This is a genomic window from Prauserella isguenensis (assembly GCF_014191605.1).
GTDB classification, from domain to species: domain Bacteria; phylum Actinomycetota; class Actinomycetes; order Mycobacteriales; family Pseudonocardiaceae; genus Prauserella; species Prauserella isguenensis.
The window spans coordinates 425,192-450,477 of sequence record NZ_JACHWU010000004.1 but is presented as its reverse complement, the minus strand read 5'-3'; the positions used below and the strand labels follow the sequence as shown (position 1 = coordinate 450,477).

The 25,286-nt window shown below is 72.1% G+C and carries 22 protein-coding genes; 1 reads left to right on the top strand and 21 read right to left on the bottom strand.

Translation table 11 applies throughout. The features are described 5' to 3' along the window. Positions 1 to 255: 255 nt before the first annotated feature. From FHS23_RS18355 to FHS23_RS18270, 18 genes are all read right to left on the bottom strand, one after another. Positions 256 to 891, bottom strand: a complete 636-nt coding sequence (locus FHS23_RS18355; RefSeq protein WP_183657305.1) for a hypothetical protein — start codon at positions 889 to 891, stop codon at positions 256 to 258. 134 nt (positions 892 to 1,025) lie between these two features. Then, on the bottom strand, positions 1,026 to 1,949 hold the full coding sequence (wag31, locus tag FHS23_RS18350) for a DivIVA-like cell division protein Wag31 (RefSeq protein WP_183657302.1): 924 nt from the start codon (positions 1,947 to 1,949) through the stop codon (positions 1,026 to 1,028). 49 nt (positions 1,950 to 1,998) lie between these two features. Beyond that, on the bottom strand, positions 1,999 to 2,268 hold the full coding sequence (locus FHS23_RS18345) for a YggT family protein (protein WP_183657479.1): 270 nt from the start codon (positions 2,266 to 2,268) through the stop codon (positions 1,999 to 2,001). A 306-nt stretch (positions 2,269 to 2,574) separates the two neighbouring features. Continuing rightward, complete coding sequence (locus FHS23_RS18340; RefSeq protein ID WP_183657299.1) at positions 2,575 to 3,237, bottom strand: cell division protein SepF; 663 nt, start codon at positions 3,235 to 3,237, stop codon at positions 2,575 to 2,577. 78 nt (positions 3,238 to 3,315) lie between these two features. Then, positions 3,316 to 4,077: a YggS family pyridoxal phosphate-dependent enzyme gene (locus FHS23_RS18335; RefSeq protein ID WP_183657296.1), complete on the bottom strand. Its 762-nt coding sequence runs from the start codon at positions 4,075 to 4,077 to the stop codon at positions 3,316 to 3,318. Positions 4,078 to 4,079: 2 nt separating this feature from the next. Continuing rightward, positions 4,080 to 4,784: a peptidoglycan editing factor PgeF gene (gene pgeF, locus FHS23_RS18330; protein WP_183657294.1), complete on the bottom strand. Its 705-nt coding sequence runs from the start codon at positions 4,782 to 4,784 to the stop codon at positions 4,080 to 4,082. Between the two features lie 170 nt (positions 4,785 to 4,954). Next, complete coding sequence (ftsZ, locus tag FHS23_RS18325) at positions 4,955 to 6,469, bottom strand: cell division protein FtsZ (protein WP_183657291.1); 1,515 nt, start codon at positions 6,467 to 6,469, stop codon at positions 4,955 to 4,957. Between the two features lie 326 nt (positions 6,470 to 6,795). Continuing rightward, positions 6,796 to 7,611, bottom strand: a complete 816-nt coding sequence (locus tag FHS23_RS18320) for a cell division protein FtsQ/DivIB (protein WP_183657289.1) — start codon at positions 7,609 to 7,611, stop codon at positions 6,796 to 6,798. Positions 7,612 to 7,630: 19 nt separating this feature from the next. Next, positions 7,631 to 9,079, bottom strand: a complete 1,449-nt coding sequence (gene murC / locus FHS23_RS18315; RefSeq protein WP_183657286.1) for a UDP-N-acetylmuramate--L-alanine ligase — start codon at positions 9,077 to 9,079, stop codon at positions 7,631 to 7,633. Further along, entirely contained in the window at positions 9,069 to 10,205 is a 1,137-nt protein-coding gene (gene murG, locus FHS23_RS18310; RefSeq protein WP_183657284.1) for an undecaprenyldiphospho-muramoylpentapeptide beta-N-acetylglucosaminyltransferase, read from the bottom strand. The genes murC and murG overlap by 11 nt, the downstream gene beginning before the upstream one ends. Next, positions 10,202 to 11,788, bottom strand: coding sequence for a putative lipid II flippase FtsW (gene ftsW / locus FHS23_RS18305; RefSeq protein ID WP_183657281.1), 1,587 nt, complete (start codon positions 11,786 to 11,788; stop codon positions 10,202 to 10,204). The genes murG and ftsW overlap by 4 nt, the downstream gene beginning before the upstream one ends. Continuing rightward, a complete protein-coding gene (murD, locus tag FHS23_RS18300) occupies positions 11,775 to 13,172 on the bottom strand; it encodes a UDP-N-acetylmuramoyl-L-alanine--D-glutamate ligase (RefSeq protein ID WP_183657279.1) in 1,398 nt (465 codons plus the stop codon). Before murD ends, ftsW begins: the two co-directional genes overlap by 14 nt. Before the next feature lie 3 nt (positions 13,173 to 13,175). Continuing rightward, positions 13,176 to 14,261, bottom strand: coding sequence for a phospho-N-acetylmuramoyl-pentapeptide-transferase (mraY, locus tag FHS23_RS18295; protein ID WP_183657277.1), 1,086 nt, complete (start codon positions 14,259 to 14,261; stop codon positions 13,176 to 13,178). Then, the gene (locus FHS23_RS18290; protein ID WP_183657275.1) at positions 14,258 to 15,745 is read right to left on the bottom strand and encodes a UDP-N-acetylmuramoyl-tripeptide--D-alanyl-D-alanine ligase; all 1,488 of its coding nucleotides are present in this window, start codon (positions 15,743 to 15,745) and stop codon (positions 14,258 to 14,260) included. Before FHS23_RS18290 ends, mraY begins: the two co-directional genes overlap by 4 nt. Continuing rightward, the gene (locus FHS23_RS18285; protein ID WP_425501141.1) at positions 15,742 to 17,232 is read right to left on the bottom strand and encodes a UDP-N-acetylmuramoyl-L-alanyl-D-glutamate--2,6-diaminopimelate ligase; all 1,491 of its coding nucleotides are present in this window, start codon (positions 17,230 to 17,232) and stop codon (positions 15,742 to 15,744) included. The genes FHS23_RS18290 and FHS23_RS18285 overlap by 4 nt, the downstream gene beginning before the upstream one ends. A 233-nt stretch (positions 17,233 to 17,465) precedes the next feature. Beyond that, entirely contained in the window at positions 17,466 to 19,364 is a 1,899-nt protein-coding gene (gene kstD, locus FHS23_RS18280) for a 3-oxosteroid 1-dehydrogenase (protein WP_343054056.1), read from the bottom strand. Continuing rightward, positions 19,361 to 19,555 (bottom strand): ferredoxin, encoded by a 195-nt coding sequence (locus tag FHS23_RS18275; protein ID WP_183657271.1) that lies wholly within the window; start codon positions 19,553 to 19,555, stop codon positions 19,361 to 19,363. The genes kstD and FHS23_RS18275 overlap by 4 nt, the downstream gene beginning before the upstream one ends. Beyond that, positions 19,552 to 21,156, bottom strand: coding sequence for an FAD-binding protein (locus FHS23_RS18270; protein WP_183657269.1), 1,605 nt, complete (start codon positions 21,154 to 21,156; stop codon positions 19,552 to 19,554). The genes FHS23_RS18275 and FHS23_RS18270 overlap by 4 nt, the downstream gene beginning before the upstream one ends. A 195-nt stretch (positions 21,157 to 21,351) precedes the next feature. Here FHS23_RS18270 and FHS23_RS18265 point away from each other — a divergent pair, with 195 nt between their 5' ends. Beyond that, on the top strand, positions 21,352 to 22,041 hold the full coding sequence (locus tag FHS23_RS18265; RefSeq protein WP_183657267.1) for a class I SAM-dependent methyltransferase: 690 nt from the start codon (positions 21,352 to 21,354) through the stop codon (positions 22,039 to 22,041). Here the strand turns inward: FHS23_RS18265 and FHS23_RS18260 are convergent. From FHS23_RS18260 to FHS23_RS18250, 3 genes are read right to left on the bottom strand one after another with little or no spacing between them, the layout of a single operon-like run. After that, positions 22,017 to 23,105 (bottom strand): prenyltransferase, encoded by a 1,089-nt coding sequence (locus tag FHS23_RS18260; protein WP_183657264.1) that lies wholly within the window; start codon positions 23,103 to 23,105, stop codon positions 22,017 to 22,019. The two genes, FHS23_RS18265 and FHS23_RS18260, sit on opposite strands and share 25 nt — an antisense overlap. Beyond that, positions 23,092 to 23,862 carry a class I SAM-dependent methyltransferase gene (locus tag FHS23_RS18255; RefSeq protein ID WP_183657261.1) on the bottom strand — a complete coding sequence of 257 codons (771 nt, stop codon included), beginning with the start codon at positions 23,860 to 23,862 and terminating at the stop codon, positions 23,092 to 23,094. The genes FHS23_RS18260 and FHS23_RS18255 overlap by 14 nt, the downstream gene beginning before the upstream one ends. Beyond that, complete coding sequence (locus FHS23_RS18250) at positions 23,863 to 25,092, bottom strand: glycosyltransferase family 4 protein (protein ID WP_183657258.1); 1,230 nt, start codon at positions 25,090 to 25,092, stop codon at positions 23,863 to 23,865. It lies immediately after the preceding gene. Between the last annotated feature and the right edge of the window lie 194 nt (positions 25,093 to 25,286).

Sequence of the window (25,286 nt, the reverse complement as noted above, 5' to 3'; positions counted from 1 at the left end):
TTGCCGTACGGGCCTTCCGGCCCACACGGGGACGACGCGCGCGCTGCGTGAGCGCACGTTCCGCGGTACCACCCCGCTTGCCCGCGCCGGTCGGCGCGGACCCCTCGTTCGGCGGCTGTGACGGGCCGCTGCCGTCCGGTTCTACTGGGCCGCCGCGGGCGTGTGGCCGCGCGGCGTCCGTTCTTCCGGAAGCTCCCCGGTGATGGCCGGATCGTCGCCGTGTGTGTTCAGGATAACCGGTCGCGAGCCGGGCTATCACGCACCCGCGCCGTCGCGGTGCCTCCGCGCCAACGTTCCGTCCGGGGCGCACCGGCTGCACGGGCTGAACCCGAGCTCCCTGGCCTCCCTCGCGGGAAGCGGGATCGTCTCCCTCGCGCCGAGCCATGCGCAGTGCGCGAGGTGGTAGCGCGGCCGTTCGTCGACGACCAGCACCTCGTCCTCCAGGCGCGCCATGAGCAGCGCGTCGTCGTCCGAGGAGTCCTCGATGGCCGGCTCGTCCTCCGGGTCGGCCAGGTCGCCCTCGGCGGCGATCAGCTCTGTCTGACCGTCGTGGACGGGCTCCTCGGCGCCGGTGTCCTCGCCACCGTCCTCAGCGCCGGTGTCCGCGACGTCGGCGACCTCCGGCGTGGCGGAGTCGGTCGTGTCCGCCGCCGTTCTGCCCGCGGTCGCCCTGTCCGTTGTTTCGTCCGTCGTCTCGTCCGACTCGGCCGACGTGTCACGCGCGGCCTCGTCTCCGGCCGAACGGCGGCGCCACCAATCGATCACGAGCAGAATCGCCGCGAGCACGGACACACCCAGTGACACCCAGGCCCACAGCGAGTCAGCGGTGATCAGCGCCGCGACCACGAGGCCGAGCGCACCCAGCACGAGAATCAGAACGATGTAGAGCACAGTGAATTACAACACGAACGAGAAAGAGACGACTCCGACCCCTTCCTCAGGGTGTCGGAGTCGTCTCTCTCGGTGTACATCAGCCCGGCGGCGCCGGTGTGGGCGCCGTGTGCGTCGGCAACGGCGGCAGGCCGTCAGCCCGCTTCGGCTCGGGGGCCGAACGAATAGCCCTGGCTGCCGCTCGAGGAGTTCGAGCCGGAACCGCTCGTCGAGGACGACGACGATTCGGACGACGAGGACGTCGACGCCGAAGCCGGCGCGGCCGACCCGCGATCGTCGAGCTCACGCAGCTGCGACTCCAGGAAGCCGCGGAGCCGCGTGCGGTACTCGCGCTCTATGGTGCGCAGCTCCTCGATCTTCTTGTTGAGCTCGCCCTTCTCGGTGTTCAGGTTGTTCATCGTCTCGGTGTACTTGCGCTGCGCCTCGCGATCCAGAGTGGTCGCCTTGTCGCGCGCCTGACGCTCGAGCGTCTCCGCCCGGGTCCGTGCGTCGTTGAGCATGCTCTCGGCGCGCGTACGCGCCTCGTTGACCATCGAGTCCGCCTTCGAGCGGGCGTCGGACAGCAACTGCTCGGATTTCGTCCTGGCCTCGGCGAGCATGCCGTCGGACTCGGTCTTGGCCTCGGCGGTCAGCCGGTCGGCCATCTCCTGGGCCAGGCCCAGGACCTTGGCGGCCTGCACGTTCGGCTCGCCGTTCTCACCGCCGAGCAGTCCAGCGGCCGTGGCCTGCGTCTGCTCGGTCGACGACGGGGGTGGCACCGGGGCGAGTCGCCGCGACGGGGCCTCGTCGGTGGATCCGCGCTGCGGAGCGGGCTGCTGGGCCGCAGGCGCGGCACCGCCGCCCGCCTTCGCCGACTCCAGCTCACCGCGGGTCGACTCCAGCTCGGCGTCGAGCTGCTCCACCTGCTGGCGCAGCTCGTTGTTGTCCTCGATCAACCGGGCAAGTTCCGTCTCCACCAGGTCGAGGAACGCATCCACCTCGTCCTCGTTGTAGCCCCGCTTGCCGATAGGCGGCTTGCTGAACGCGACGTTATGCACGTCAGCAGGGGTCAACGACATCAGATCACCTCACGCACTCCATGGGCTGTCGGACGATCCGGGTTCCCCGTCACCCGGGTAGCGCCAGTTGCATCAGTATGAACACAACCAACAGCAGCACCATAATCGATAGGTCCAGGCCCACGCCGCCGATCCGTACGATGGGAATAACACGTCGCACGAGCTTGACCGGTGGGTCTGTCACTGTGTAGATGCTCTCGACCGCGACCGCAACCCCTCCCGCAGGTCGCCATTCGCGCGCGAAAGCCCGTACAAGCTCGACGACGATCCGCGCCGTGAGCAGGAGCCAGAAGACAAAGAGCAGCCAATAAAAGACCATCCGGACCGCATCCACGCCGCCACTGTAGCCACAACCGGCGAGGTTGTGGGCCACCGGCCCGGCGGCGCGCCCGACGGCCCTGCCCTGGCGCCCGGCGGTGGCCGGGTGACCGGCGGCGGGGATCACCGGGGACGGGGAGCGACGACGGGCGCCACCGACGACCGCGAGAAGTCGCCGACGACAGAGTCGCCGACGGCAGGGACCGCCGGTGACAGAAGTCGTCGGTGACAGAAGTCGTCGGTGACGGGGCAGGCCGGCGACCGGAGTCGTCGGCCGTGGGATCGAGGCGGGGTCGGCGGAGCGGAATCAGCGGCGCAGGAACAGTCCGCCCTCGGCGATGCGCCTGCGGTCCTCCGCCGAGACGTCGGCGTCCGGTGGAGAGAGCAAGAACACCTTGTTCGTGACGCGGTCCATCGAGCCGCGGAGCGCGAATGCGAGTCCCGCGGCGAAGTCGACGACACGTTTGGCGTCCGCGTTGTCCATTTCGGTCAAGTTGATGATCACCGGTGTGCCGTCCCGGTAGGCCTCGCCGATCTCGCGGGCCTCGGTGTAGCTCGTGGGGTGCAGCGTGCGGATCCGGCTCAGCGGATCGCGATTGGCCGCGGAGGTCCGCGCAGGTGGCTCCGGTGCCGGGCGCAGGCGCGTGACCGGCTCCGGCTGCCGCTCGACGGCGAGCGAGCCGTGCACCGGCGACGGCTCCGGCGCCGACCGCCGCGTACGTGCCGGCTCGGGCTCCTCGAACTCCTCCATGACGTGATACCGCGAACGACCCCGGCGCGGCGGCTCGTCGTAGTCCGCCTCCCGGTAGTCGACCCTGCCGCGGTCGTACGCGTCATAGGAGTCGTAGGCCTCGTAGGAGTCGTACGCGTCCGGGTCGTCGGCATAGCCGCGCCGGTAGTCGTCGTAGTCGTACTCGTCCTCGGCAGGGACCATCCCGAAGTAGGCCTTCAGCTTGTGCAGCGTGCTCATGCCTCTCCCTCGCCCGCACGGTCGCGTCCCCACCCCTGACGCTGAGTCACCGCAAAACGCCACTGTGGGTGAACGTCTCTAGGGCGAGGCTAGACCGCGGCCACCGAGCAACGCGGTTCCGACACGCACACAAGTCGAGCCGTGCGCCACCGCGGCCTCCAAATCCCCGCTCATCCCTGCCGAAAGTTCCACGGCGTCGGGATGATCACTCCTCACCCTCGCGTGGGCCTCGGCGAGCCGGGCGAACGCCGGCTCCGGATCGGCGTCCAGCGGAGCGACGGCCATGACTCCCCGCAACCGAAGCGCCTCACCCGAACGAGCGATGGCGTCGGCGAGCTGCGGCAGCTCCTCCAGCGGGCAGCCGCCGCGCCGCTGCGCGTCCTCGGCGGTGTCGAGACTCGCCTGCAGCAGCACGTCCAGCGGTTCGGACCGCGTGCCCGCGTCCTGCGCGCCTCGGACGGCTTTGGCGAGCGCCTCGGCGAGACGTTCCGAATCGACGGACTGGACCTCGCTCGCCCAGCCTGCGACCGATTTCGCCTTGTTTCGCTGCAGCCGTCCGACCATGTGCCAACGCACGGCCGCCTCCGGCCGCAGTTCGGCGACCTCGGCCGCCTTCGGCGCGGCCTCCTGATCCCGGTTCTCGGCCAGGTCCGTGAGCCCGAGGTCGCTCAGCAACGCGGCGTCGGAGGCCGGGAACGTCTTCGTCACGGCGAGCAACCGCACTTCGCCGGGGGCGCGCCCGGCAGCGGTGCACGCCGCGTCGATCCGGCCTCGCACCTGTTCCAGCGACGCCGCCAGCTCCGCGCGGCGCCCCGGCTCGCCCTGACTCTCGGCGGCCACGGTCACTCCTCGATCCACGTCAGTGCGGCGATCCGGCCGGAAGGATTGTCCCTGCGATGACTGAACAGCGTGTGGTCCTCGACGGTGCACCGTGGATCGACGCCGATCCTGCCCACACCCGCGTCGGCGAGCTGCCGCCAGAGGCCCGCATGGAGGTCGAGCGCGGCGGTGCCCTTCCGACTCCGGCACCGGCTGCCGGGCAGGTGCGCCTCGACGTCGTCGGCCATGTCGGCGGGCACCTCGTAGCAGGAACCGCACACCGCAGGGCCCAACAGCGCTTCGATCCGTCCCGGCTCGGCCCCCACCGAGCGCATCGCCTCGAGCGCGGCGGGCACGACACCCACGCGCGCGCCGACCCTGCCCGCGTGCACCGCGGCGACGACGCCCGCCTCGGCATCGCCCAGCAGTACCGGCACGCAGTCCGCGACCAGCACCACCGGCACCACGCCGGGCGTCGCCGTCACGAGGGCGTCCGTGGCCTCGGCGGGTTCGGTCTCCGTGCCGTCGACGATCGTCGCCGTGCGGCCGTGGACCTGTTCCATCCAGGTGAGACGATCCTCGGCCAGTCCCAGTTCGGAGGCCAGCCTCGCCCGGTTGGCGCGCACCGCGTCGGGGTCGTCCCCCACGTGCAGGCCGAGGTTGAACGAGTCGTACGGGGGCTTCGAGTACCCGCCCGCCCTCGTCGTGATCACGCGCCTGATGCGCACCGAATCGTCCTTTCACTCGCCGCCTTCATCGAAGCCCCGTGGGGGCCGTCGGCATCGGAGCTTACGGACCCAGGACACACACCGAGGGTCACCGTCCCCTGCGGCGGGAACGGTGACCCTCGAACGCGACCGGTACTGGGCGTGTGTCCGGGTGCTCCGAACGCGCGCCTTCAGCGACGCATGAACGGCGGCACGTCGACCTCGTCGTCGGCCGGGTCCTCCGCCACCGGCTGCGTGCCACCGGGAAGTCCCGTCTGCGGGCGCGGTGCTGCGGGCTGTCCCTGGCCGGCGACCGCGGCGCCCGACTGCGGGGCAGCACCCTGCTGAGTCCCCGCCTGCTGAGTCCCCGCCTGCTGAGCCCCGGTCTGCTGAGTCCCCGCCTGCTGAGCTCCGGCCTGCTGAGACGCGGCCTGGTGCGGCGACGTCTGCGGGAGCCCCGCCTGTGGGGCCGGACCCTGCGGCGCGGGCCGGTCCTGCGTGCCCGCCACCGGCTGGGCACCACCCGGGGCCGCGCCCCCACCGTGGGCGTGCGCGGACGCCGCACCGTTGGCGGGGGTCGCCCCGGGCGACGCGGGAGCCGACTGTTCGGCAGGATTGCCCCCCGCGGGCTGCGCCGGAGCGGACGGAGCCGCAGGAGCACCGGGTTCCGCGGGCGCGCCGCCGATCTCGCCCTCCTCCGCGGTCGCGGTCGACCCGTTCGCCGTCAGCGTTCCGGGGTCCAGCTTCTTGTGCGTCGGCGTGCCCGCGTCGAAGCCGGCGGCGATCACCGTCACCCGGACCTCGTCACCGAGCGAGTCGTCGATGATCGTCCCGAAGATGATGTTCGCCTCGGGGTGCGCGGACTCCTGCACCAGCGATGCGGCCTCGTTGATCTCGAACAGACCCAGGTCGGATCCACCGGCGATCGACAGCAACGCGCCGTGAGCACCGTCCATGGACGCCTCGAGCAGCGGAGAGTTGATGGCCTTCTCCGCGGCCTGCACGGCGCGACCCTCGCCACGCGCCGAGCCGATGCCCATGAGTGCGCTGCCCGCCCCTGACATGACGCTCTTGACGTCGGCGAAGTCGAGGTTGATCAGACCGGGTGTGGTGATCAGGTCGGTGATGCCCTGCACACCGGACAGCAGCACCTCGTCGGCCGACCGGAAGGCGTCCATCAGCGAGACGCCGATGTCGCCGAGCTGGAGCAGGCGGTCGTTCGGGATGACGATGAGCGTGTCGCACTCGTTGCGCAGCTCCTGTATCCCGTCCTCGGCCTGCTTGCCACGCCGCTTGCCCTCGAACGAGAAGGGCCGCGTGACGACACCGATGGTCAGCGCACCGAGCTTACGGGCGATCTGCGCCACGACCGGGGCGCCACCGGTGCCGGTGCCACCGCCCTCGCCCGCGGTCACGAACACCATGTCGGCGCCCTTGAGGACCTCCTCGATCTCTTCGCGGTGGTCCTCGGCAGCCTGCTGGCCGACGTCGGGTGCGGCACCCGCACCCAGCCCGCGGGTCAGTTCCCTGCCGATGTCGAGCTTGACGTCCGCGTCGGACATCAGCAGTGCCTGGGCGTCGGTGTTCACCGCGATGAACTCGACACCTTTGAGGCCGACCTCGATCATGCGGTTCACGGCGTTCACGCCGCCGCCGCCGATACCGACGACCTTGATCACCGCGAGGTAATTGTGCGGGGGCGTCATCGGGTTCGCCTTCCTGATCGTGGTGCTTGTCCCTGGCTCGCGCTGGATGTCGACCTCGAACTCCCGGCAACCCTCAACCTCAAGTTGAGGGTCAGACTTATGTCAACTACCAACGTTGCGGTAGGACGGTAGGCATCGCGCGCGCCCGAATCCAGGCGCCACGCCGCGTGTCGCCGGATGTTTGCACCACGTCGGCGGTTATCTCCGCCACCGCGGGCCGCAGGTGCGTCGTCTCCGGGTCTCCCAAGCGGCGCGCCCGTTGCCGCACAACGGAAAACCGGCTCCGGCCGGGTCCGGGACCGCGCGGCCGCCTCCCCGGCCGGCGGTCAGGACACGGTCGGCAGTTCCGGACTCGACACGTCGTAGACCTTGCCCTTGCGCGTCATCAGCGCGCCCAGCACCTTCGCCTTGCGGTCACTGCCGGACGCGTCGCCCCACCGCACCGTCTTTCCGCTCCGGAGCGTGAACTCGACACTGCCCGGCGAGTCGGCGCGCCACTCGGTGACCTTGTCCCGCAGTTGCCGCGGCAGCGCCTTCCGTACCGACACCACCGCGCGCGTCTCGGGATTACGCGCGCCCACTTCGGACAATCGAAACTCCGGAAGTCCTTGGGGGCGCTTGGAAATCTCCTTGTACACCACACCGCCGGCGTCGACGAGGTACAGCTTCGGACCGGTGTCGTACACGCCCGCCGGCGTGCGCTCGGTGACCGCGATCTCGATGGTCGACGGCCACGACCGCGAGACGTCGACCGTCGCGACGCCGGGGATGTCGGCGACCCGCTCGGCGATCGCGTCGGTGTCGACGCGGAGCATGGCGCGCCGTTCGGGCACCTCGGCCACCTCGCGGACCCGGTCGGCCCCGACGTCACGGTTGCCGGTGACCTCGACCGAACGCACCCCGAGCAGCGACGTGAACAGCAGTACGTAGGCCAGGCCGAGAACGGTCAGCACGCTCAGCACCGCGATCCAGCGACGCCGCAGCGCGCGGGCGCGCGACACGACACCGGTGTCCGCGGGCCGCGTGGACCGCCCTTTCCCGCCTGCGGGGCCCGGGCGCCCACCGCGCCGCCGCGCCGTGCGGGCCGGCCGCGCGGGGCCGGCCTCGTCCCCGCGCCGGCCGCGTCGGCTCGTGCTGGTCATGTCGTGTCCGTTCGCCGCCTCAGACCCCGCGACGGTCCAACTCTGCGAGGATCTCCGGGCCGAGCTGGGTCACATCGCCCGCGCCCATCGTCACGAGCAGATCACCCGGCTTGACGAGGTCGGCCGCGAGCGCGGTGGCGCGGTCGAACGCAGGCTCGTAGTGCACCGCAGCGCCCGTGATCCGCTCGGCGACGAGCTCCCCGCTCACCCCCGGTTTCGGTTCCTCCCGCGCGCCGTAGACGTCGAGCAGGATCACCTCGTCGGCCAGGCCGAGGGCCTCGGCGAACTCGCTCGCGAACGCCTCGGTGCGGGAGTACAGGTGCGGCTGGAACACGACCACCACGCGACCGGTGCCCGCGGCGTGCCGCACCGCACGCAGCTGGGCGTCGACCTCGGTCGGGTGGTGCGCGTAGTCGTCGTACACCCGCACGTCGGCTGCGCGGCCCTTGAACTCGAACCGCCTGCGCACGCCGCCGAACACGGCGAGGCCGGCGAGCATCCCGTCGACCGGGGCACCCAGTTCCAGACCCGCCAGCAGCGCGGCGACGGCGTTGAACGCCATGTGCTCGCCCGGCACGGTCACCCGCACCTCGAGCTCCTCACCGCCGAGCGCCAACCGCACCGTTCCGCCCTCGTCGGCGGGTTCGTAAGCCACGACCCGGGCGTCGTGCTCGCCGGTCGCCGAGCGCCCGTACCGCAGCACGCGCACCCCCGCGGCCTCGGCGCGGCACGCCAGTTCGGCGGCGGCCGCGTCGTCGGCGCACACCACGAGCGCACCGCCGGGCGTGATCCGCCCGAGGAACTCGGTGAACACCGCGATGTAGGCGTCGACGGTGCCGTGGTGGTCGAGGTGGTCGGGTTCGACGTTCGTCACGACCGCGACGTCGGGCGCGTAGCTCAGGAACGAGCCGTCGCTCTCGTCGGCCTCCGCGACGAACACCCCGCCCTCACCGTGGTGGGCGTTGGCGCCGGACTCGTTGAGGTCGCCGCCGATCGCGAACGACGGGTCGAGCCTGCAGTGTTGCAACGCGACCGTGAGCATCGACGTCGTCGACGTCTTGCCGTGGGTGCCCGCGATGCAGGCGACCCGATGCCCCTCCATCAGCGCCGCGAGCGCCTCCGCACGGTGCAGCACCGGGATGCCGCGAGCGCGCGCCGCCGCGAGTTCGGGGTTGTCGTCGCGAATCGCCGTCGAGACGATCACCGCCGTCGGATCGCCCCCGGCGAGGTCGAGATTCTCGGCGGCCTGCCCGACGGCGATCTGCGCACCCTGCGCCCGCAATGTCAGAAAGGCGCGCGACTCCTTCGCGTCCGAGCCGGAGACCTCGGCGCCCCGGGCCAGCAGGATCCGGCCGATACCGCTCATGCCGGCACCGCCGATACCGATCAGGTGCGCCCGCTGCAGAAGCTCGGGCGGCCGCGCCGCGACCGCGACCCGGCCGGGCTCCTCGGGTGTGTCAGCTGCCATCGCCATGTCCGCCGGCCTCCAAGACCATCCGCGCCAGTGTTTCGTCGGCCGCGCCGTGACCCAGTCCGACCGCCGCCGCGCTCATCTTCGCGAGCCGCTCCGAGTCGGTCACCAGCGGGACCACCCGCTCGGCGATCGCCTCCGGCGTGAGCGCCTCGTCCTCGACCAGCAGTCCGGCTCCCGCGTTCACCGCCGGCTCGGCGTTGAGCGCCTGCTCGCCGTTGCCGTGCGGCAGCGGGACGAACACCGCGGGCAGCCCGACCGCCGACACCTCGGCGACCGTCATCGCGCCGGACCGGCACAGCACCAGGTCGGCAGCCGCGTAGGCGAGGTCCATCCGTTCCAGGTACGGCACCGGTACGTACGGCGGAGCACCCGGGAACTCGCGCACCGCGACGGAGTTCTTGGGCCCGTGGGCGTGCAGCACACCGACGCCCGCCTCGGCGAACGTCCGCGCGGCGCCGGCGACGGCCTCGTTGATCGACCGGGCGCCCTGCGACCCGCCGAAGGCGAGCACGGTCGGCGCGTCCGGGTCGAGCCCGAAGTGGGCACGGGCCTCGGCGCGCAGCGCGGCACGGTCCAACGACGTGATCGAGCGCCGCAACGGGATGCCGACGACCTCGGCACCCGACAGCGGCGTGCCCGGGACGGCGGCGGCGACCTTCGCGGCGAATCGGGCACCGACCTTGTTGGCCAGACCCGGGTGCTTGTTGGCCTCGTGCACCACGATCGGGGTCCGCCCGCGGGCGGCCAGGTAGGCGGGCAGCGCGACGTAGCCGCCGAAGCCGACGACGACGTCCGCGCCGACGCGGTCGAACACCGCCCGCGTGCGCTTGACCGCGTCCCGGACCTTCAGCGGGAGCCGCAGCAGCTCCTTCGTGGGCTTGCGCGGCAGCGGCACCGGCGGGATCAGCTCGAGCCGGTAGCCGCGGTCCGGCACCAGCGTGGTCTCCAGGCCGCGCTCGGTTCCCAGCGCGACGACCGTGGCGTCGGGCCGGAGCCGTGTGACGGCGTCGGCCAGCGCGAGCGCGGGTTCGATATGGCCGGCCGTGCCGCCCCCTGCGACCACGACCGTCGGTGCGGTGCGTGCCGGCGTCTTCTCCCCACCGGTGTCAGGCTGGCTCACCTGCGTCCTCTCCGTGTCGATCGACTGGTTCCCGTGGAGCGGTCCGGTTTCGGCCTGCGCGGCCCGCCGCGTCCGGGCTCACCACGGGTGCGGCGACCGTACTCCGGTGTCGCACTCCGAGGTGCCGCACTCCGGGGTGCCGCACCCCGGCGGTCGGGGGCCGACGCCGAGCGGGTGGCGGGCCTGCCCGCCTTGGCACCCGACGCACGGGCTCCGCCCTGACCACGGCCGCCACCCCGGGTACCGCCACCACCGCGGGTTCCGCCACGCCGGGTGGCGGGCGGCCGGTACGGCTCCGGCGCGGGCAACCTCATCAGACGTCCGAACTTACCCGGACCCTGGGTGCGCAATGCCGCCACGGCCTCCGGTTCGTGCCGCGCGCAGTTGGCGAGCAGGCCGAACAGCAGCATCGTCACCAGCAGCGAGGTGCCGCCGTAGGAGATCATCGGCAGTGTCACGCCCGTGACGGGCAGCAGGCCGACGACGTAGCCGATGTTGATGGCCGCCTGCGACACGATCGACACCGTCAGCGTGCCGGCGACGATCCGGATCCACGGGTCCAGGTTACGCATCGCGATGCGGAGGCCGACGAAGGTCAGCAGGCCGAACAGGCCGATCACGACGATGCAGCCGATGAACCCGAGCTCCTCGCCGATGAGGGCGAAGATGAAGTCGTGCTGCACGTTCGGCAGGTACATCCACTTCGACTGGCCCTGCCCGAGCCCCTTGCCGAACAGCCCGCCGTCGGCCAGGGCGTACAGCGCCTGATTGGCCTGCATGCCCTTGCCGAGCGGGTCCGCGCCGGGGTTGAGGAACGTCATGACGCGGTCGAGCCGGTAGTCGGCGATCAGGGCCAGCACCACGGCGCCCGCCACACCGGCCGCCAGCACGATGCCGAACAGCCGCTTCGGCGCGCCCGCGAACCACAGCAACGCGATGAGCACGATGCCCAGCGGCACCGTGCCGCCGAGGTCCGGCTGGGCCATGACGAGGGCGCACATCAGCAGCGCGCCGGGCACCACCGGCACCAGCAGGTGCCGCCATTGGTGCAGCACCTGGTACTTGGTCACGAGGATGTGCGCACCCCACAGGGCGAGCACGATCTTGCCCAACTCCACCGGTTGCAGCGAGAGCGGACCGACGACGAACCAGCCCTGCGACCCGTTCTGCTCGCTGCCCAACGGGGTGAGCACGAGTGCGAGCAGGCCCAGCGCGACGACCATGGCCGCGGGCGAGAGCGTGCGGATCCGCGGCAAGGGGATGCGCACGCCCAGCCAGAACACGACCGCGCCGATGGCCACGAACACCAGGTGCCGCTGGAACAGGGCGTACACGCTGGCCGCGTTGCCCGGGTCGTAGGACGACACCGACGACGCCGACAGCACCATCACGGTGCCGAGCACCACGAGCAACCCGCAGACGGCGAGGATCAGGTGGAAATCGGCCAGCGGTCGCGACAGCCACGCGGTCAGCGCGGTGCGAACCGCCGCGAATCCACGTTCGGTGCGTTTCCTCCGGTTCCGGCCTTCGCCCCGCCGGGCGGATCCGGACGAACCGGATCGGCTCTCGTCAACCGCCGTCACCGAGGCGTTCCCGTCTCAACGCGTCGACGGCCGCCGTGAACGCCTCACCCCTCGCCGCGTAGTCGCGGAACATGTCCAGCGACGCGGCAGCGGGTGCCAGTACGACCGTGTCGCCCGCCTTCGCGAGCGCGTGGGCCGCGTTCACCGCCGATGTCATGGGCTCATGGTCACCCGGATCGACGCGTGTGACGGGAACATCCGGCGCGTGTCGCGCGAGAGCGGCGCCGATCACGTCCGCGTCGACCCCGAGCAGGACCGCACCGCGCAACCGTGCCACGACCACGTCGACGAGCTCGTCGACGGAGGCACCCTTGAGCTGGCCACCCGCGATCCAGACGACACCGTCCTGAGCGAGCAGGGAGCCGGTGGCGGCGTGCGGGTTGGTGGCCTTCGAGTCGTTGACGTAGCGCACCCCGTCGACCTCACCCGCGACGACGGCGCGATGCGCACCGGGCGTGAAGGCGCGCAGCCCCTGGGCGACGGCGGCGGACGGCACCCCGTGGGCACGCGCCAGCGCGGCGGCGGCGAGGGCGTTGGCGACGTTGTGGGGGCCGATGGGCCGGACGTCGGCGAGCGTGGCGAGTTCCTCGGCCCCCTGGACCGGGTCGCCGACGTAGGCGCGGTCGACGAGCAGGTCCTCGACGATGCCGAGCTCGCCGGGCCGCGGCGTGTCGATGCGGAACCCGATGCGCCGCGCCCCTTCCGGCGCGTACTCGTCGGCGAGGCGCTGCGACCACGCCTCGCCCACGTTGTGCACCACCGTCGCCGACCGGGCGTGGACGGTGCCCTTCGCGGCGGCGTAGGCGTCGAGGCCACCGTGCCAGTCGAGGTGGTCCTCGGCGACGTTGAGCACGACGGACGCGCGCGGCGCGAGCGTCGACGACCAGTGCAGCTGGAAGCTCGACAGTTCGACGGCCAGCACGTCGTGACCCGCTCGGACGGCGTCGAGCACGGCGAAACCGACGTTGCCGCAGGCTACGGCGTCCGCCCCGGCGGCACGCAGCATCGATTCGAGCATGCCGACGGTCGTGGTCTTGCCGTTGGTGCCGGTGACGACCAGCCACACCGGCGGGCGTTCCCGCTGCTGCCCGAGCCGCCAGGCCAGCTCGACGTCGCCGATCACCTCGATGCCCGCCTCGGCCGCGGCCACCAGCAGCGGCGCGGTCGGCCGCCACCCGGGGCTGGTCACGACCAGTTCGGTGCCCTCCGGCGGCGCGTCGAGGCCGGGTTCGAGTGCGGCACCGAGTCCGTCGAGCTCGGCGAGCCGCTGGGCGTTGCCGTCCGTCACGGTGACGTCGGCACCGAGTTCGGTCAGTGCCTGGCTCGCCGACCGGCCGGTCACCCCGGCGCCGGCGACCAGCACCTTCGTTCCCGCCAGCTTCACCGATCAGCCTCCGCCGAGCCCGAGCTGTTCGCTGTAGAACAGGCCCAGACCGAACATGCAGCACACGGCTGCGAGCAGCCAGAACCTGATGATCACCGTCGTCTCGGCCCAGCCCGCCAGCTCGAAGTGGTGATGGAACGGTGCCATGCGGAACAGCCGTTTGCGAGTGGTGCGGAAGACGGCGATCTGCAGCACGACCGACACCATCTCGACGACGAACAGACCGCCGATCACGATGGCGAGCAGCTCGGTGCGCGTCGTCATCGACAGGCCCGCGATGAGACCGCCGAGGGCGAGCGATCCGGTGTCGCCCATGAAGATCTTCGCGGGCGCGGCGTTCCACCACAGGAAGCCGACACAGCCGCCCGCGGCGGCGGCGGCCACCACGGCGAGGTCGAGCGGGTCCCGGACGTCGTAGCACGCGGCCTGCGGCGTCTCGACACAGCTGAGCCGGGCCTGCCAGAACGCGATCACCACGTACGTGACCAGCACCATCGCCCCGGCGCCGCCTGCGAGGCCGTCGAGCCCGTCGGTGAAGTTCACCGCGTTCGACCACGCCGAGATCAGCAGGTAGCAGAACAGGATGAACACGGGGACCGGGAAGAAGATCAACGACAGGTCCCGCACGTACGACAGGTGCTGCGAGGCCGGGGCCAGGCCGTTGTCGTTGACGAACTGCAGCGCGAGGATGCCGAACACGACCGCGACGACGAGCTGGCCGACCAGCTTGGCCGTCTTGTTCAGGCCGAGGTTGCGCTGTTTGCGGATCTTGATGAAGTCGTCGAGGAAGCCCACGAGACCGAGCCCGACGGACAGGAAGAGCACGAGCAGTCCGGACGCCGTGGGCCCCGAGTTCGACGAATCGCGGATCACGTCGACCAGGTGCGCCACGAAGTAGGCGACGACCATCGCCACGATGATCGCCACGCCGCCCATCGTGGGCGTGCCGCGTTTCGACCGGTGCCCCTCGGGGCCTTCCTCCCGGATCTCCTGCCCGAAGCCCTGCTTCGAGAACACCCGGATGAGGTAGGGGGTGAACAGGATGGAGATCAGCAGCCCCACCGAGGCCGCGATCAGGATGCTGATCACTGGGTGCCCTCCAGCCCGGTGCCGGCCAGCAGCGCGGGATCCAACAGTGCGTCGGCCACTCGCCACATCTCGGCGACCTTGGAGGCCTTGACCAGGACCACGTCGTCGGAACGCAGCTCATCGCGTAGCAGGGCGACGGCCGCGTCGGTGTCGGGAACCAGAACCGACTCCTCTCCCCAAGAACCTTCGTGGCTGGCACCGGTGTGCATCGGGGCGGCCGCGTCTCCGACCACCACGAGCCTGCTGATGTTCAGGCGCACCGCGAGCCTGCCGATCTCGTCGTGCGCGGACACGCTATCGGTACCCAGTTCACCCATCTCCGACAGGACCGCCCACGATCGTCGGCCGCTGGACCGGGTCATCGAAGCCAGGGTCTTGAGCGCCGCCTTCATCGACTCGGGGTTGGCGTTGTAGGAGTCGTTGAGCACCGTGACGCCGTCGTCGCGCGTGGTGACCTCCATGCGACGCGAGGACCGGCGTTCGGCGCCGGAGAGCCGCTCGGCCACCTCGGCGACGGGCGTGCCCAGCTCGAGGGCGATGGCCGCGGCGGTGAGGGCGTTGCCGACGTGGTGCTCGCCGTGCAGGGACAACGTCACGTCGGCGGTGCCCTGGGGGGCGACGAGCCGGAACGACGCACGCGCCTGGTCGTCGAGGCGGACGTCCTCGGCCCGGACGGTCGCCTCGGCGCTCTCGCCGACGAACACGACCCGCGCCGCGGTACGGGACGCCATTGCGGCGACCAGCGGATCGTCGGCGTTGAGCACGGCCACTCCGTCGGCGGGCAGCGCCTCGACCAACTCCCCCTTCGTCTGCGCGATGCCCTCGCGGGAGCCGAACTCGCCGACGTGGGCGGTGCCCACGTTGAGCACGGCACCGATCGTCGGGGGCGCGATCTGCGCCAGCTCGGCGATGTGTCCCGGCCCTCGCGCCGACAGCTCGAGCACGAGGTTGCGCGTCGAGGCGTCCGCCCGCAGCGCGGTCCAGGGGTGGCCGAGCTCGTTGTTGAACGAGCCGGGCGGGGCGATCGTCGAGCCGAGCGGTTCGAGCAGCTGGGCGATGAGGTCCTTGGTGGAGGTCTTGCCGGACGAACCGGTCACGCCGACGACCGTCATGCCGCCCTCGGTCAGCCGCGTGACGACGTGCCGGGCGAGTCTGCCGAGGGCGGCGAGCACCGCCGCGCCGGCCCCGTCGCTGTCGCCGGCCAGCGCCATCGCGTTCGCGTGGGCCGCCTCGACCGGCGGTGCGATCACCGACGGCGCGTCCACCTCGCGGCCCGCGAGCACGCCCGCGGCACCGTCGGCGACGGCCTTCGCCGCGAACGCGTGCCCGTCGACCCGTTCGCCGGGCAGCGCCACGAACAGTCCGCCGCCGGTGAGCTTGCGCGAGTCGAATTCGACCGACGCCGTCACGCGCTCGGTGCCGTCGGCACGGTGCAGCCGGCCGCCGGTCACCTCGGCGATCTCGGCCATGCTCATCTCGATCACACGCTCACCTCGAGTCCGTCGCGGATGGCGGCCGCGAGTTCATCCCGATCGGAGAAGGGATGCACCACGCCCGCGATGTTCTGTCCGCTCTCATGTCCTTTGCCCGCCACGAGCACGACGTCGCCGGGGCCGGCCGCGGCGACCGCCGCGACGATGGCCTCCCTACGGTCACCGATCTCGCGGATCTCACCCGCCTCGGCCGCGGGCACGGCCCGGGCGCCCTGCAGCATCTCGGCCCGGATGGCCGCCGGGTCCTCGCTGCGCGGATTGTCGTCGGTGACGATCACCAGCTCGCTGCCGCGTACCGCCGCCTCACCCATGACGGGCCGCTTCGCGGTGTCGCGATCGCCGCCGCATCCGAGCACCGTGATGATGCGCCCTCGGGTGCGCGCCCGCAGCGCCCGCAGCGCCTCCGTGACGGCCGCGGGCTTGTGCGCGTAGTCGACGACGGCGGCGAACGGCTGGCCCAGCACGACGCGCTCCATCCGGCCCGGCACCTCGACGGACGACAGTCCGGTGACGATCGTGTCGAGAGGTACACCCGCCGTGTCGAGGATCGCCGCGGCGAGGGTCGCGTTGGCGACGTTGAACTCACCCGGCAGCGGGATGCTCGCGCGGGCGCTGCGCCCGTCCGGCGCGTGGAGGGTGAAGCCCTGTTCCCCGGTCGGCGTCACGGCGATGTCGCTCGCCCACCACGCGGCGTCGACGTCGGGGCCGGAGCCGACCGTGATCGTCTGCGGGGTGACGAGCCTGCGGCCCCAGTCGGCGTCAACGACCACGACCTCGCTCGTCGACCGGCCGTCGAACAGCAGGGCCTTCGCGGCGAAGTACTCGTCCATGTCGCGGTGGAAGTCGAGGTGATCCTGCGACAGGTTGGTGAACGCGCCGACGGTGCACCGGGTGCCGTTCACCCGGCCGAGGCTCAGCGCGTGGCTGGAGACCTCCATCGGCACGTGCGTCACGCCCTGTTCGACCATCAGCGCGAACAGCGCCTGCAGGTCCGGCGCCTCCGGGGTGGTGAACGCGCTGGCGAGTCGTTCGCCCGCGACCCGGGTCTCGACCGTGCCGATGAGGCCCGTGGTGTGACCGGCCGCGCGCAGTCCCGCTTCGACGAGGTAGGTGGTGGTCGTCTTGCCCGAGGTACCCGTGATTCCGAGGACGTTGAGCGTCAGCGACGGCTCCCCGTAGATCCAGGCGGCGATCTCGCCGAGCGCCGCGCGCGGCGCGGTGTGCACGAGGACGGGCAGCTCGGTCTCGGCGATGGCGGGACGTTCGGCACCGGCCTCGTCGGTGAGGATCGCGGCGGCGCCCGCGGCGATGGCGTCGGCGGCGAAGTCCGCGCCGTGCACGCGCGCGCCGGGAAGCGCGGCGAACAGGTCGCCGGGCCGGACGTCCTGCCCCCGCAGCGTCGCCCCCGTCACCGCCACCTCGGGTGCGGTCGGGTCGGCGAGGAGCCGGGAGTCGGAGCGCGCCACGAGCGTCGTCACGGGAACCGGTTCGGTGTACGCGGGCCGCGGCGGTCCGGAACGACCGGACGCAGGGACACCGCGCTCGCCGACATCGCGCTCGTGCTTGTTGACAGACACGCGGGAAGGTTACCCACGTCCGCAGTCGCACCGCTCAGCGGTCGCCGCCCGGCTCCGGGGCCGAGGCCGGCCCCGGCACACCGGGACCGGAGTCGGGCGTCGCGGCGACGAGGCGACGGCCCGGCGAGAGCCGGTTACGCCGCGCCCTCGGCGCTCGCGTCGTGCGAACCACCGCCGCCCGACGTGCCGGATTCGACCACAGCGCCCGATTCACTCAGGCCGCCCGATTCGTTTACGCCGCCCGCATCACTTACGCCGCCCGTTTCAGTTGCGCCGCCCGATTCGTCCACCACGTCCGAGCCGCCCACGGTGCCGGACACAGCGGTACCGGCCGCGGCCAGGTCCTCGGCGGCCAGATACCCGAAGACCATCGCCGGGCCGATCGTCGCGCCGGGTCCCGCGTAGGTGCGGCCCATGACGGCGGCGCTGGTGTTGCCCGCCGCGTAGAGCCCGTCGATCACCGATTCGTCCTCGCGCAGCACCCGCGCCCGCGTGTCCGTGCGCACGCCGCCCTTCGTGCCGAGGTCCCCGGGCACCATCTTCACGGCGTAGAACGGGGCGCGGTTCAGCTCGCCGAGGCTCGGATTGGGCCGGTTCCGCGGGTCGCCGTAGTAGTGGTCGTAGCGGCTGCGGCCACGGCCGAACTCGGCGTCCTCGCCCGCCCTGGCGTACCCGTTGAAGCGTTCCACTGTGGACTCCAGCGCCGCGGCCGGTACGCCCATCTTCTCGGCCAGTTCGCCGACCGACGGCGCCTGCACCACGATGCCGTGCTTGTACCAGCGCCCCGGCAGGGGCTGGCGGGGCCCGAGCCCGGTGAACATGTACCGGTTGCGGTACCGCTGGTCGAACACCAGCCAGGTCGGGATGTTTTCGCCGGGCCCGTCGCCGCGGCCCTGATCCCCGCCGTACATCGCGTGCACGGCGTCGACATAGGGGGCCGACTCGTTGACGAACCGTTCGCCGCGCTCGTTCACCATGATACTGCCCGGCCGGGACCGTTCCGCCAGCGCGAACCACGGTCCGCCCGGCAGCGGGATCGACGGACCCCACCAGGCGTCGTCCATCAGGTCGACCGCGGCGCCCACCGCCGTCGCCGCGGCGATGGCGTCGCCGGTGTTGGCCTTCGCACCGACCGTCCATTCCGTACCGATCGGCGCGCGCTGGTGACGTTCCCGCATCGCGGCGTTGTGTTCGAATCCGCCCGCGGCCAGCACCACGCCGTGGCGGGCGCGCACCACCGCCTCGTCGCCGTCCCGGCCCACCACGACGCCGGTGACCCGGGCCCCGTCGCTCTCGAGACGCAGCAGCGGACTGTTCAGCCGCACCTCGACGCCGGCCCGGCGGACGCCGACCTGCAACGCCGCGGCGATCGCCTGGCCCATGACGAGCTGCCGTTTGCCCAGCAGTAGCCCTCCCAGCCAGCGCAGACCGAGGCTCAGCAACGTCAGCAGCCCCCGCGGGTGACGCGCGATCAGGCTCAGCCACCGGTAGTCCGCCTGCCCGAGCGGTACGCCGAGCGGCGGCGCGCTGTACGGAGGTTCGAGCCTGTCGCGGTCCTCTCCCAGCAGCCGGGCGTCGACGGGTTTCGGCTCGGCGGAGCGGCCGACCGCCTTGCCGCCGGGGGCCTCGGGGTAGTAGTCGGAGTAGCCGCGCACCCAGCGCAGCCGCAGCGGCGTGGTCCGCTCCACGAACGACAACACGTCCGGGCCGTGTTCCAGGTAGGCGTCGATCCGTTCCGGTTCGGCCGCATCGCCCACGATGGCGTGCAGGTACTCGCGCGCGGTCTCCGGCGTGTCCGGCACACCGGCTCGCCGGAGCGCGTCGTTGCCGGGAACCCACACGCCGCCACCGGAACGGGCCGTGGAGCCGCCGAACGCGGCGGCCTTCTCGAGCACCACGGTCGACAGCCCGAGGTGCGCGGCCCGCAACGCCGCGGTCAGCCCGGCGGCGCCGCTGCCGACCACGACGACGTCGAACTCCTCCACCGCGGCGCCGCCGCGCGACCCCGGTGCACCCGCCTGCCCGCCCGTCACTCGGACTCGTCCAGCGACAGCGCGGCCTTCGGGCACGACTCCACGGCCTGCAGGATGCGGCCGCGGTTCTCGGCGTCCGGGTCGGCCTTGAGGACCAGGTTCTCGTCCTCGTCCAGTTCGAACACATCGGGGGCGACGGCTTCACAGATCCCGTTGGACTCGCACAGGTCCCAGTCGACGACGATCCTCATGCCTGTTCCTCCTGAAATCGCTTCTCGGTCAGTGCGGCCGCCACGCGGCGCCCGGAGAACACGCAGTCCGCAATGGACAGACCGCTGACGTAGGACTCCGAGCACACGCCGACGGCGTTGCGGCCCGCGGCGTACAGCCCCGGCACGGCCGAGCCGTCGCCGCGGGTGACGGCGCCGGTGGCCTCGTCGACGGCCAGCCCGCCGAGCGTGATCATCGGGATCGGGAACGCGGGCTGCGTACGGATGGAGCAGTCGATCGCGTGAAACGGGCCGGCCGACAGCGCCCGCACGTGCGCGGGGTCCTTCCCCATCCGGTCGCGACCGGCTGCGGCGCCGGCGTTGTACTCCGCGATCGTGCGGGCCAACCCGTCCGGGTCGATACCCCGCTTGCGGGCCAGTGTCGGCAGGTCACCCCCGGAGACGTTGCCCAGCCGCAGGACGTACTCGGCCTGCAGCCGCTGGAACCACAGCGTCTGCGACGGGACCTGCCGGAGCGCCTCGGCGCGGGTGCGGGCGTCGATGATCAGGTACGCCTCCGCGTCGGGCTGCCGCGCGACGTGGTCGCCGATGCGCGCGCCGTAGTACGCCTCGTTGCAGATGCGCTCGCCGCGGTTGTTCACGAGCACCCCGTCGATCATCGCGAGCGGCGGGTTGAAGAACCGCCACGCCGACACCCGGTGCATCCGGTCGGCCCGGCCGCCCGCCGATTCGCCGAGGGCGATGCCGCTGCCGTCGTCCCCGATCGTGCCGAGCGAGGATCCGCGCCGGTAGGCGGGCGCGTGCTCGGCCAGGAGCGGCCGGTTGAACACGAATCCGCCCGCGGCGAGCACGACGCCGCGGCGAGCGCGGAACCGGCGCACCTCTCCGTACCCGCGTTCCAGGTTGGCGATGGGCCCGTCGAGCATCCGGCCCAGTGGGCGGTAGTAGATGTTCAGCTTGCGGTTGGCCGCCGACAGCGCGCGGTGCAGCCAGCGCGGAAAGGACTTGCGGAGCTCGGTCGCCTCCACGCCGACGACGCGGTCGCCGTCGGTGACGAGCCCGGTGGCCCTGGTCTGCGTGCGCACCGCGATCGGCCTGCGCGCCACCGCCTTGCGCAGCGCCGCGAACAGCGGCTTGCCCGACACGCCCTTGCCCTTGGCACGGTGTCCGCGCGGCGCGGGGGCCGCGGCGTCGGAGAACGGCGGGGCGAGCTCGTTACCGGAGTAGTACAGGTAGTGCTCATTGGTCGGATACGACGTCTTGCGCGGCGCCATGCTGCCTTCGAAGACCGCGCCGTGCTGCTCGAGCCAGCGCAGGTTGTCGAGACTCTGCGCGCAGAACCGCGACAGCGTCTCGTCCGAGACGACCCCGTCGGTCTCGAGCCGGAGGTACTCGAGCATCGACTCGGTACTGTCGTCGAACCCCGCGGCCCGCTGGTGCGGGGTTCCACCTCCCGCGTAGACGACGCCGCCGCTGATGGCGGTCGCACCACCGCCGTGGAACCGGTCGAGCACGAGCACGTCGGCGCCGTGATCACAGGCGTCGACGGCGGCGCACGCCCCCGCACCCCCGAACCCGACGATCACGACGTCGGCTTCGGCGTCCCATTCCCGGTGCGGCATCGCAGACTCCTTCCTGCGGGGAGGTCGTGCTCCACATGATGCCGATTTCTGAAACATGTTTCAACTATTGGCCGAAGACGGGAGCTGTGGTCGATACCGCGGCCGGTCGCTCCCCCCTGGTTCGGACGGCATCGTGTTCCACCCACGGGTCCGCCGTTGTTGAGCCGTCGACGGCCCGCGCCTACAGTCCCCGTCATGCCCGCCGCCACGGCCATGCCACCGGAGCTGCTGACCGCCGCGATCGACGCTCCCGGCTTCATGCCCACCGACGAAGGCCTCGCCCTCTACGACGCCCTGCACGAGACGGCCGGCACGCGGCCCGCCGACGCCCGCTCGGAGGGGCCCGTGGCCGTGGAGATCGGCAGCTACTGCGGCAAGTCGACCGTCTTCCTGGGTGCGGCCGCGCGCGAGACGGGCGCGCGGGTCGTGACCGTCGACCACCACCGCGGCTCCGAGGAACACCAACCGGGCTGGGAGTACCACGACCCCGGCCTCGTCGACCCGCACGCCGGCAGGCTCGACACGCTCGGCGCGTTCCGCCGCACCATTTCGGGCGCCGGCCTCGAGGACCACGTCGTCGCCGTGGTCGGCCGCTCCCCGGACGTCGCGGCCCTGTGGCGAACGCCCGCCGATCTGGTGTTCATCGACGGCGGGCACACGGAGGAGGCGGCCGACGCCGATCTCGCCGGCTGGGCACCCTGGGTGCGGCCGGGCGGGCTGCTGGCGATCCACGACGTGTTCCCCGACCCGCGCGACGGCGGCCGCCCGCCGTTCCACATCTTCCGCCGGGCGCTGGCCTCGGGGCAGTTCGCCGAGCACACCGCCACCGGGTCGATGCGGGTACTGCGGCGGGTCGCCGGTCAGCCGGGCACGCCCGTCACGTAGGTGTCGCAGCCGCAGCCCGCGCCGACGGGTGCCAGACCGACGGACAGGTCCTCACCGTGGAAGATCGCCGACGCCGGAGTGGTGCGAGACAGCGCGTCGGCGGCCAGGACCACCGCGGCGCCGGTCCACGTGGTGCGTTCCTCCGGCCAGCGCTTGCCGTCGGTGAAGACGTGTCCCGTCCAGTACGAGCCGTCCGGGTCGCGCAGGTGCTGCATGGCCGCCAGCAGTTCCCGGGCGGCACCCGCCTCCCCGAGGGTGTCGAGGGCGAGCACGAGCTCGCAGGTCTCCGCTCCGGTGACCCACGGCCGGTCGTCGACGCACCGCGCGCCGAGCCCGCCGACGACGAAGTCCCGCCATCGCCCACGGATCCGGTCGAGCCCTGCTCGCCCGCGCACCGCGCCCCCGAGCACCGGGTAGTACCAGTCCATCGAGTAGCGGCCCTTGTCCGCGAAGGCCTCGGGATGGGCGCGCAGCGCGTGGCCGAGCCTGCCGAGCGACACCTCCCAGTCCGGCTGGGGCCGCCCGACGTGGTCGGCCAGCGCGAGCGCGCACCGCAGGCTCTGGTGGATGCTCGCGCAGCCGGACAGCAGTGCCTCGCCCACCCAGGCACCGTCGCTCCCGCGCGCCCACGAGAGCTCGCCGCGTTCGGATTGCGCGTCGAGCACGAGCTCGACGGCGGCGCGCACGACCGGCCACATGCGCCGGGCGAACTCGTCGTCACCGGTGCACGTCAGGTGGTGCCACGCACCGACCGCCACGTAGGCACAGAAGTTGGTGTCGGTGGTGGGATCTTCGACGCTGCCGCCGACGAGCTTCGCGGGCCACGAACCGTCGGCGCGCTGGGTGCGGCGGCACCAGTCGTAGGCAGCCTCGGCCTCGTCGTACAGCCCGGCGGCTGTCAGCGCCATCGCGGATTCGACGTGGTCCCACGGATCGGTGTGGCCGCCGGGGAACCACGGAACGGCCCCGGAGGCCTCCTGCACGCCGGCGATCGACCGTGCCGTGGCGGCCACGTCGGCGGCCGTCAGCACCCCGGGAACCTCGGGCGGGTCAGTCCGCGGCACCGGTCACCCCCTGCCCGCCGTCGCCGCCCGTGTCCTCGACGGCGTCGGCGTCCTTGACGCTGTAGACCGCGAGGCTTTTGCCGAGCACGGGGTCGAGCAGCCGCTCGGCGGTGCGCGTCGGCCAGGGGGCGCGCAACATGTCCCACACCAGCAGCCGGTGGTAGGCCTTGACCAGTGGATTGTCGCCGTTGTCGGGCCCGACGGCGCACTTGAGCCACCAGTACGGCGAGTGCAACGCGTGGGCGTGGTCCCCGGCGACGGGTCGCAACCCGGCGGCACGCAGCTTGCCGCGCAGCTGGTCACCCCGGTAGATGCGCACATGTCCGCCCTCGACCTCGTGGTAGGCGTCGGAGAGCAGCCAGCACACGCGTTCCGGCAGCCACCGCGGCACGGTGACGACGACGGACCCGCCGGGCCGTGCCACCCGAACCAGCTCGGCGATGGCCCGCTCGTCCTCGGGGACGTGCTCCAGGATCTCCGAGGCGATCACGCAGTCGAACGCGCCGTCCGGGAACGGCAGCCGCAGCGCGTCGCCCGCCACCGTGGTGGCTGCGGCGCCGTCCGGCACCTGCCCCTCGGCCGACATCGCGGCGAACATCGTCTCGACGTCGCCGAGCGCGGACTTGTCCTGGTCGAACGCCACCACGTCGGCGCCGCGGCGGTACGCCTCGAACGCGTGCCTGCCCGCGCCGCAGCCGACGTCGATCACCGTCGTGCCCGGTCCGACCCCGATGCGGTCGAAATCCACCGTCAGCATCTACTCCGCCTTTCGCCGTGTCCGGTCGATCGCCTCGCGATATACGTCCACTGTGGACGCGGCGACGGATCGCCAGCTGTACCGCTCCAGGGCCCGCGCCCTGCCCGCCTCGCCGAGCCGTCCCCGCGCCTCCCGGTCGTCGAGCACCGCCGCCAGCTCCCGCGTCAGCGCCTCGGTGTCACCGGGTGGCACGAGCCGCGCGCAGTCGCCCACCACCTCCGGCAGCGCGCCCGCGCGGGTGACCACGAGGGGCGTGCCGCACGCCATCGCTTCGACCGTCGGCAGCGAGAAACCCTCGTACAGGGACGGCACGCACGCCACCTCCGCCGACGCCAGGAGATCGGCCAGCTCGCCGTCGGCCAGCCCGTGCACAGCGCGGACGACGTCGCCGATCGCCAGCTCGTCGATGAGCCGCCTCGTCGGCCCGTCCTCGGCGAGCTTGCTGACCAGCACCAGTTCCACGTCGCGTTCGACGCGCAGTTTCGCCACCGCCTCGAGCAGGTGACGGACGCCTTTCAGCGGCACGTCGGCACTGGCCACGGCGACGACGCGGCCCGGCACCCGCTCCCGGGCGGGACGGAACAGCTCGGTGTCGACGCCGAGCGGGATCGTGGTGAGCCGGTCCGGCCTCACCCGGAAGTCCTCGGCGATGTCGCCCGCCGACGCCTGCGACACGGTGATCAGCCGCGGCAGCCGCCGCGCGACCCGGGCCTGCATCGTCACAAAGCCGTACCAGCGGCGCACCGCGAGCTTGCGCCGCCAGGGCGCGGCGGCCAGGTCGGCGACCCGGTCCCGGGTGATGGGGTGGTGCACCGTGGCCAGCAGCGGCATGCCCGCGCGCTGCAGGCCGAGTAGGCCGTAGCCGAGGCACTGGTTGTCGTGCACGACGTCGAACTCGGCCGCTCGCCGTCGCAGCAACCGCGCGGCACGCATGCTGAACGTCAGCGGCTCCGGGAATCCGGCCGTCCACATGGCGGCGGTCTCGAGCAGGTCGATCGCGTCGCGGTACTCCCCGAGCCCCGGGGTGCGGAACGGGTCGGGCTCGCGGTACAGGTCGAGGCTCGGCACCCCGGTGAGCCGGACCGGGTCGTCGAGCTCCGGATACGGCTGCCCGGACAGCACCTCGACGTCGTGGCCGAGCTCGGCGAGCCCACGGCTGAGGTGCCGCACGTACACGCCCTGCCCACCGCAATGCGGCTTGCTCCGGTAGGACAACAACGCGATGCGCATCCGATCACCTCACCCGCCGGACGACCGCCATGATCATCGAGCAAGACTAGAACGTGTTTCAGTTTCTGGCAACGTCAACTCCCGGCTGTGTCCGATTCCGTCCGTCTCCGATTCCCTCCCTGCCCGGTTCCCTCCCTGCCGGTTCCCGTCGTGTCCGGTCAACGCAGCGGCCGGACCCGGTGCCGGAGGTGACC

What these genes read in the sequence shown, in the direction of transcription:
- wag31 (WP_183657302.1), bottom strand. Translation starts at nt 1,949, where the DNA reads ATGTCGTTGACCCCTGCTGACGTGCATAACGTCGCGTTCAGCAAGCCG.
- FHS23_RS18345 (WP_183657479.1), bottom strand. Translation starts at nt 2,268, where the DNA reads ATGGTCTTTTATTGGCTGCTCTTTGTCTTCTGGCTCCTGCTCACGGCG.
- FHS23_RS18340 (WP_183657299.1), bottom strand. Translation starts at nt 3,237, where the DNA reads ATGAGCACGCTGCACAAGCTGAAGGCCTACTTCGGGATGGTCCCTGCC.
- ftsZ (WP_183657291.1), bottom strand. Translation starts at nt 6,469, where the DNA reads ATGACGCCCCCGCACAATTACCTCGCGGTGATCAAGGTCGTCGGTATC.
- FHS23_RS18320 (WP_183657289.1), bottom strand. Translation starts at nt 7,611, where the DNA reads ATGACCAGCACGAGCCGACGCGGCCGGCGCGGGGACGAGGCCGGCCCC.
- murC (WP_183657286.1), bottom strand. Translation starts at nt 9,079, where the DNA reads ATGGCAGCTGACACACCCGAGGAGCCCGGCCGGGTCGCGGTCGCGGCG.
- FHS23_RS18275 (WP_183657271.1), bottom strand. Translation starts at nt 19,555, where the DNA reads ATGAGGATCGTCGTCGACTGGGACCTGTGCGAGTCCAACGGGATCTGT.
- FHS23_RS18270 (WP_183657269.1), bottom strand. Translation starts at nt 21,156, where the DNA reads ATGCCGCACCGGGAATGGGACGCCGAAGCCGACGTCGTGATCGTCGGG.
- FHS23_RS18265 (WP_183657267.1), top strand. Translation starts at nt 21,352, where the DNA reads ATGCCCGCCGCCACGGCCATGCCACCGGAGCTGCTGACCGCCGCGATC.
- FHS23_RS18255 (WP_183657261.1), bottom strand. Translation starts at nt 23,862, where the DNA reads ATGCTGACGGTGGATTTCGACCGCATCGGGGTCGGACCGGGCACGACG.
- FHS23_RS18250 (WP_183657258.1), bottom strand. Translation starts at nt 25,092, where the DNA reads ATGCGCATCGCGTTGTTGTCCTACCGGAGCAAGCCGCATTGCGGTGGG.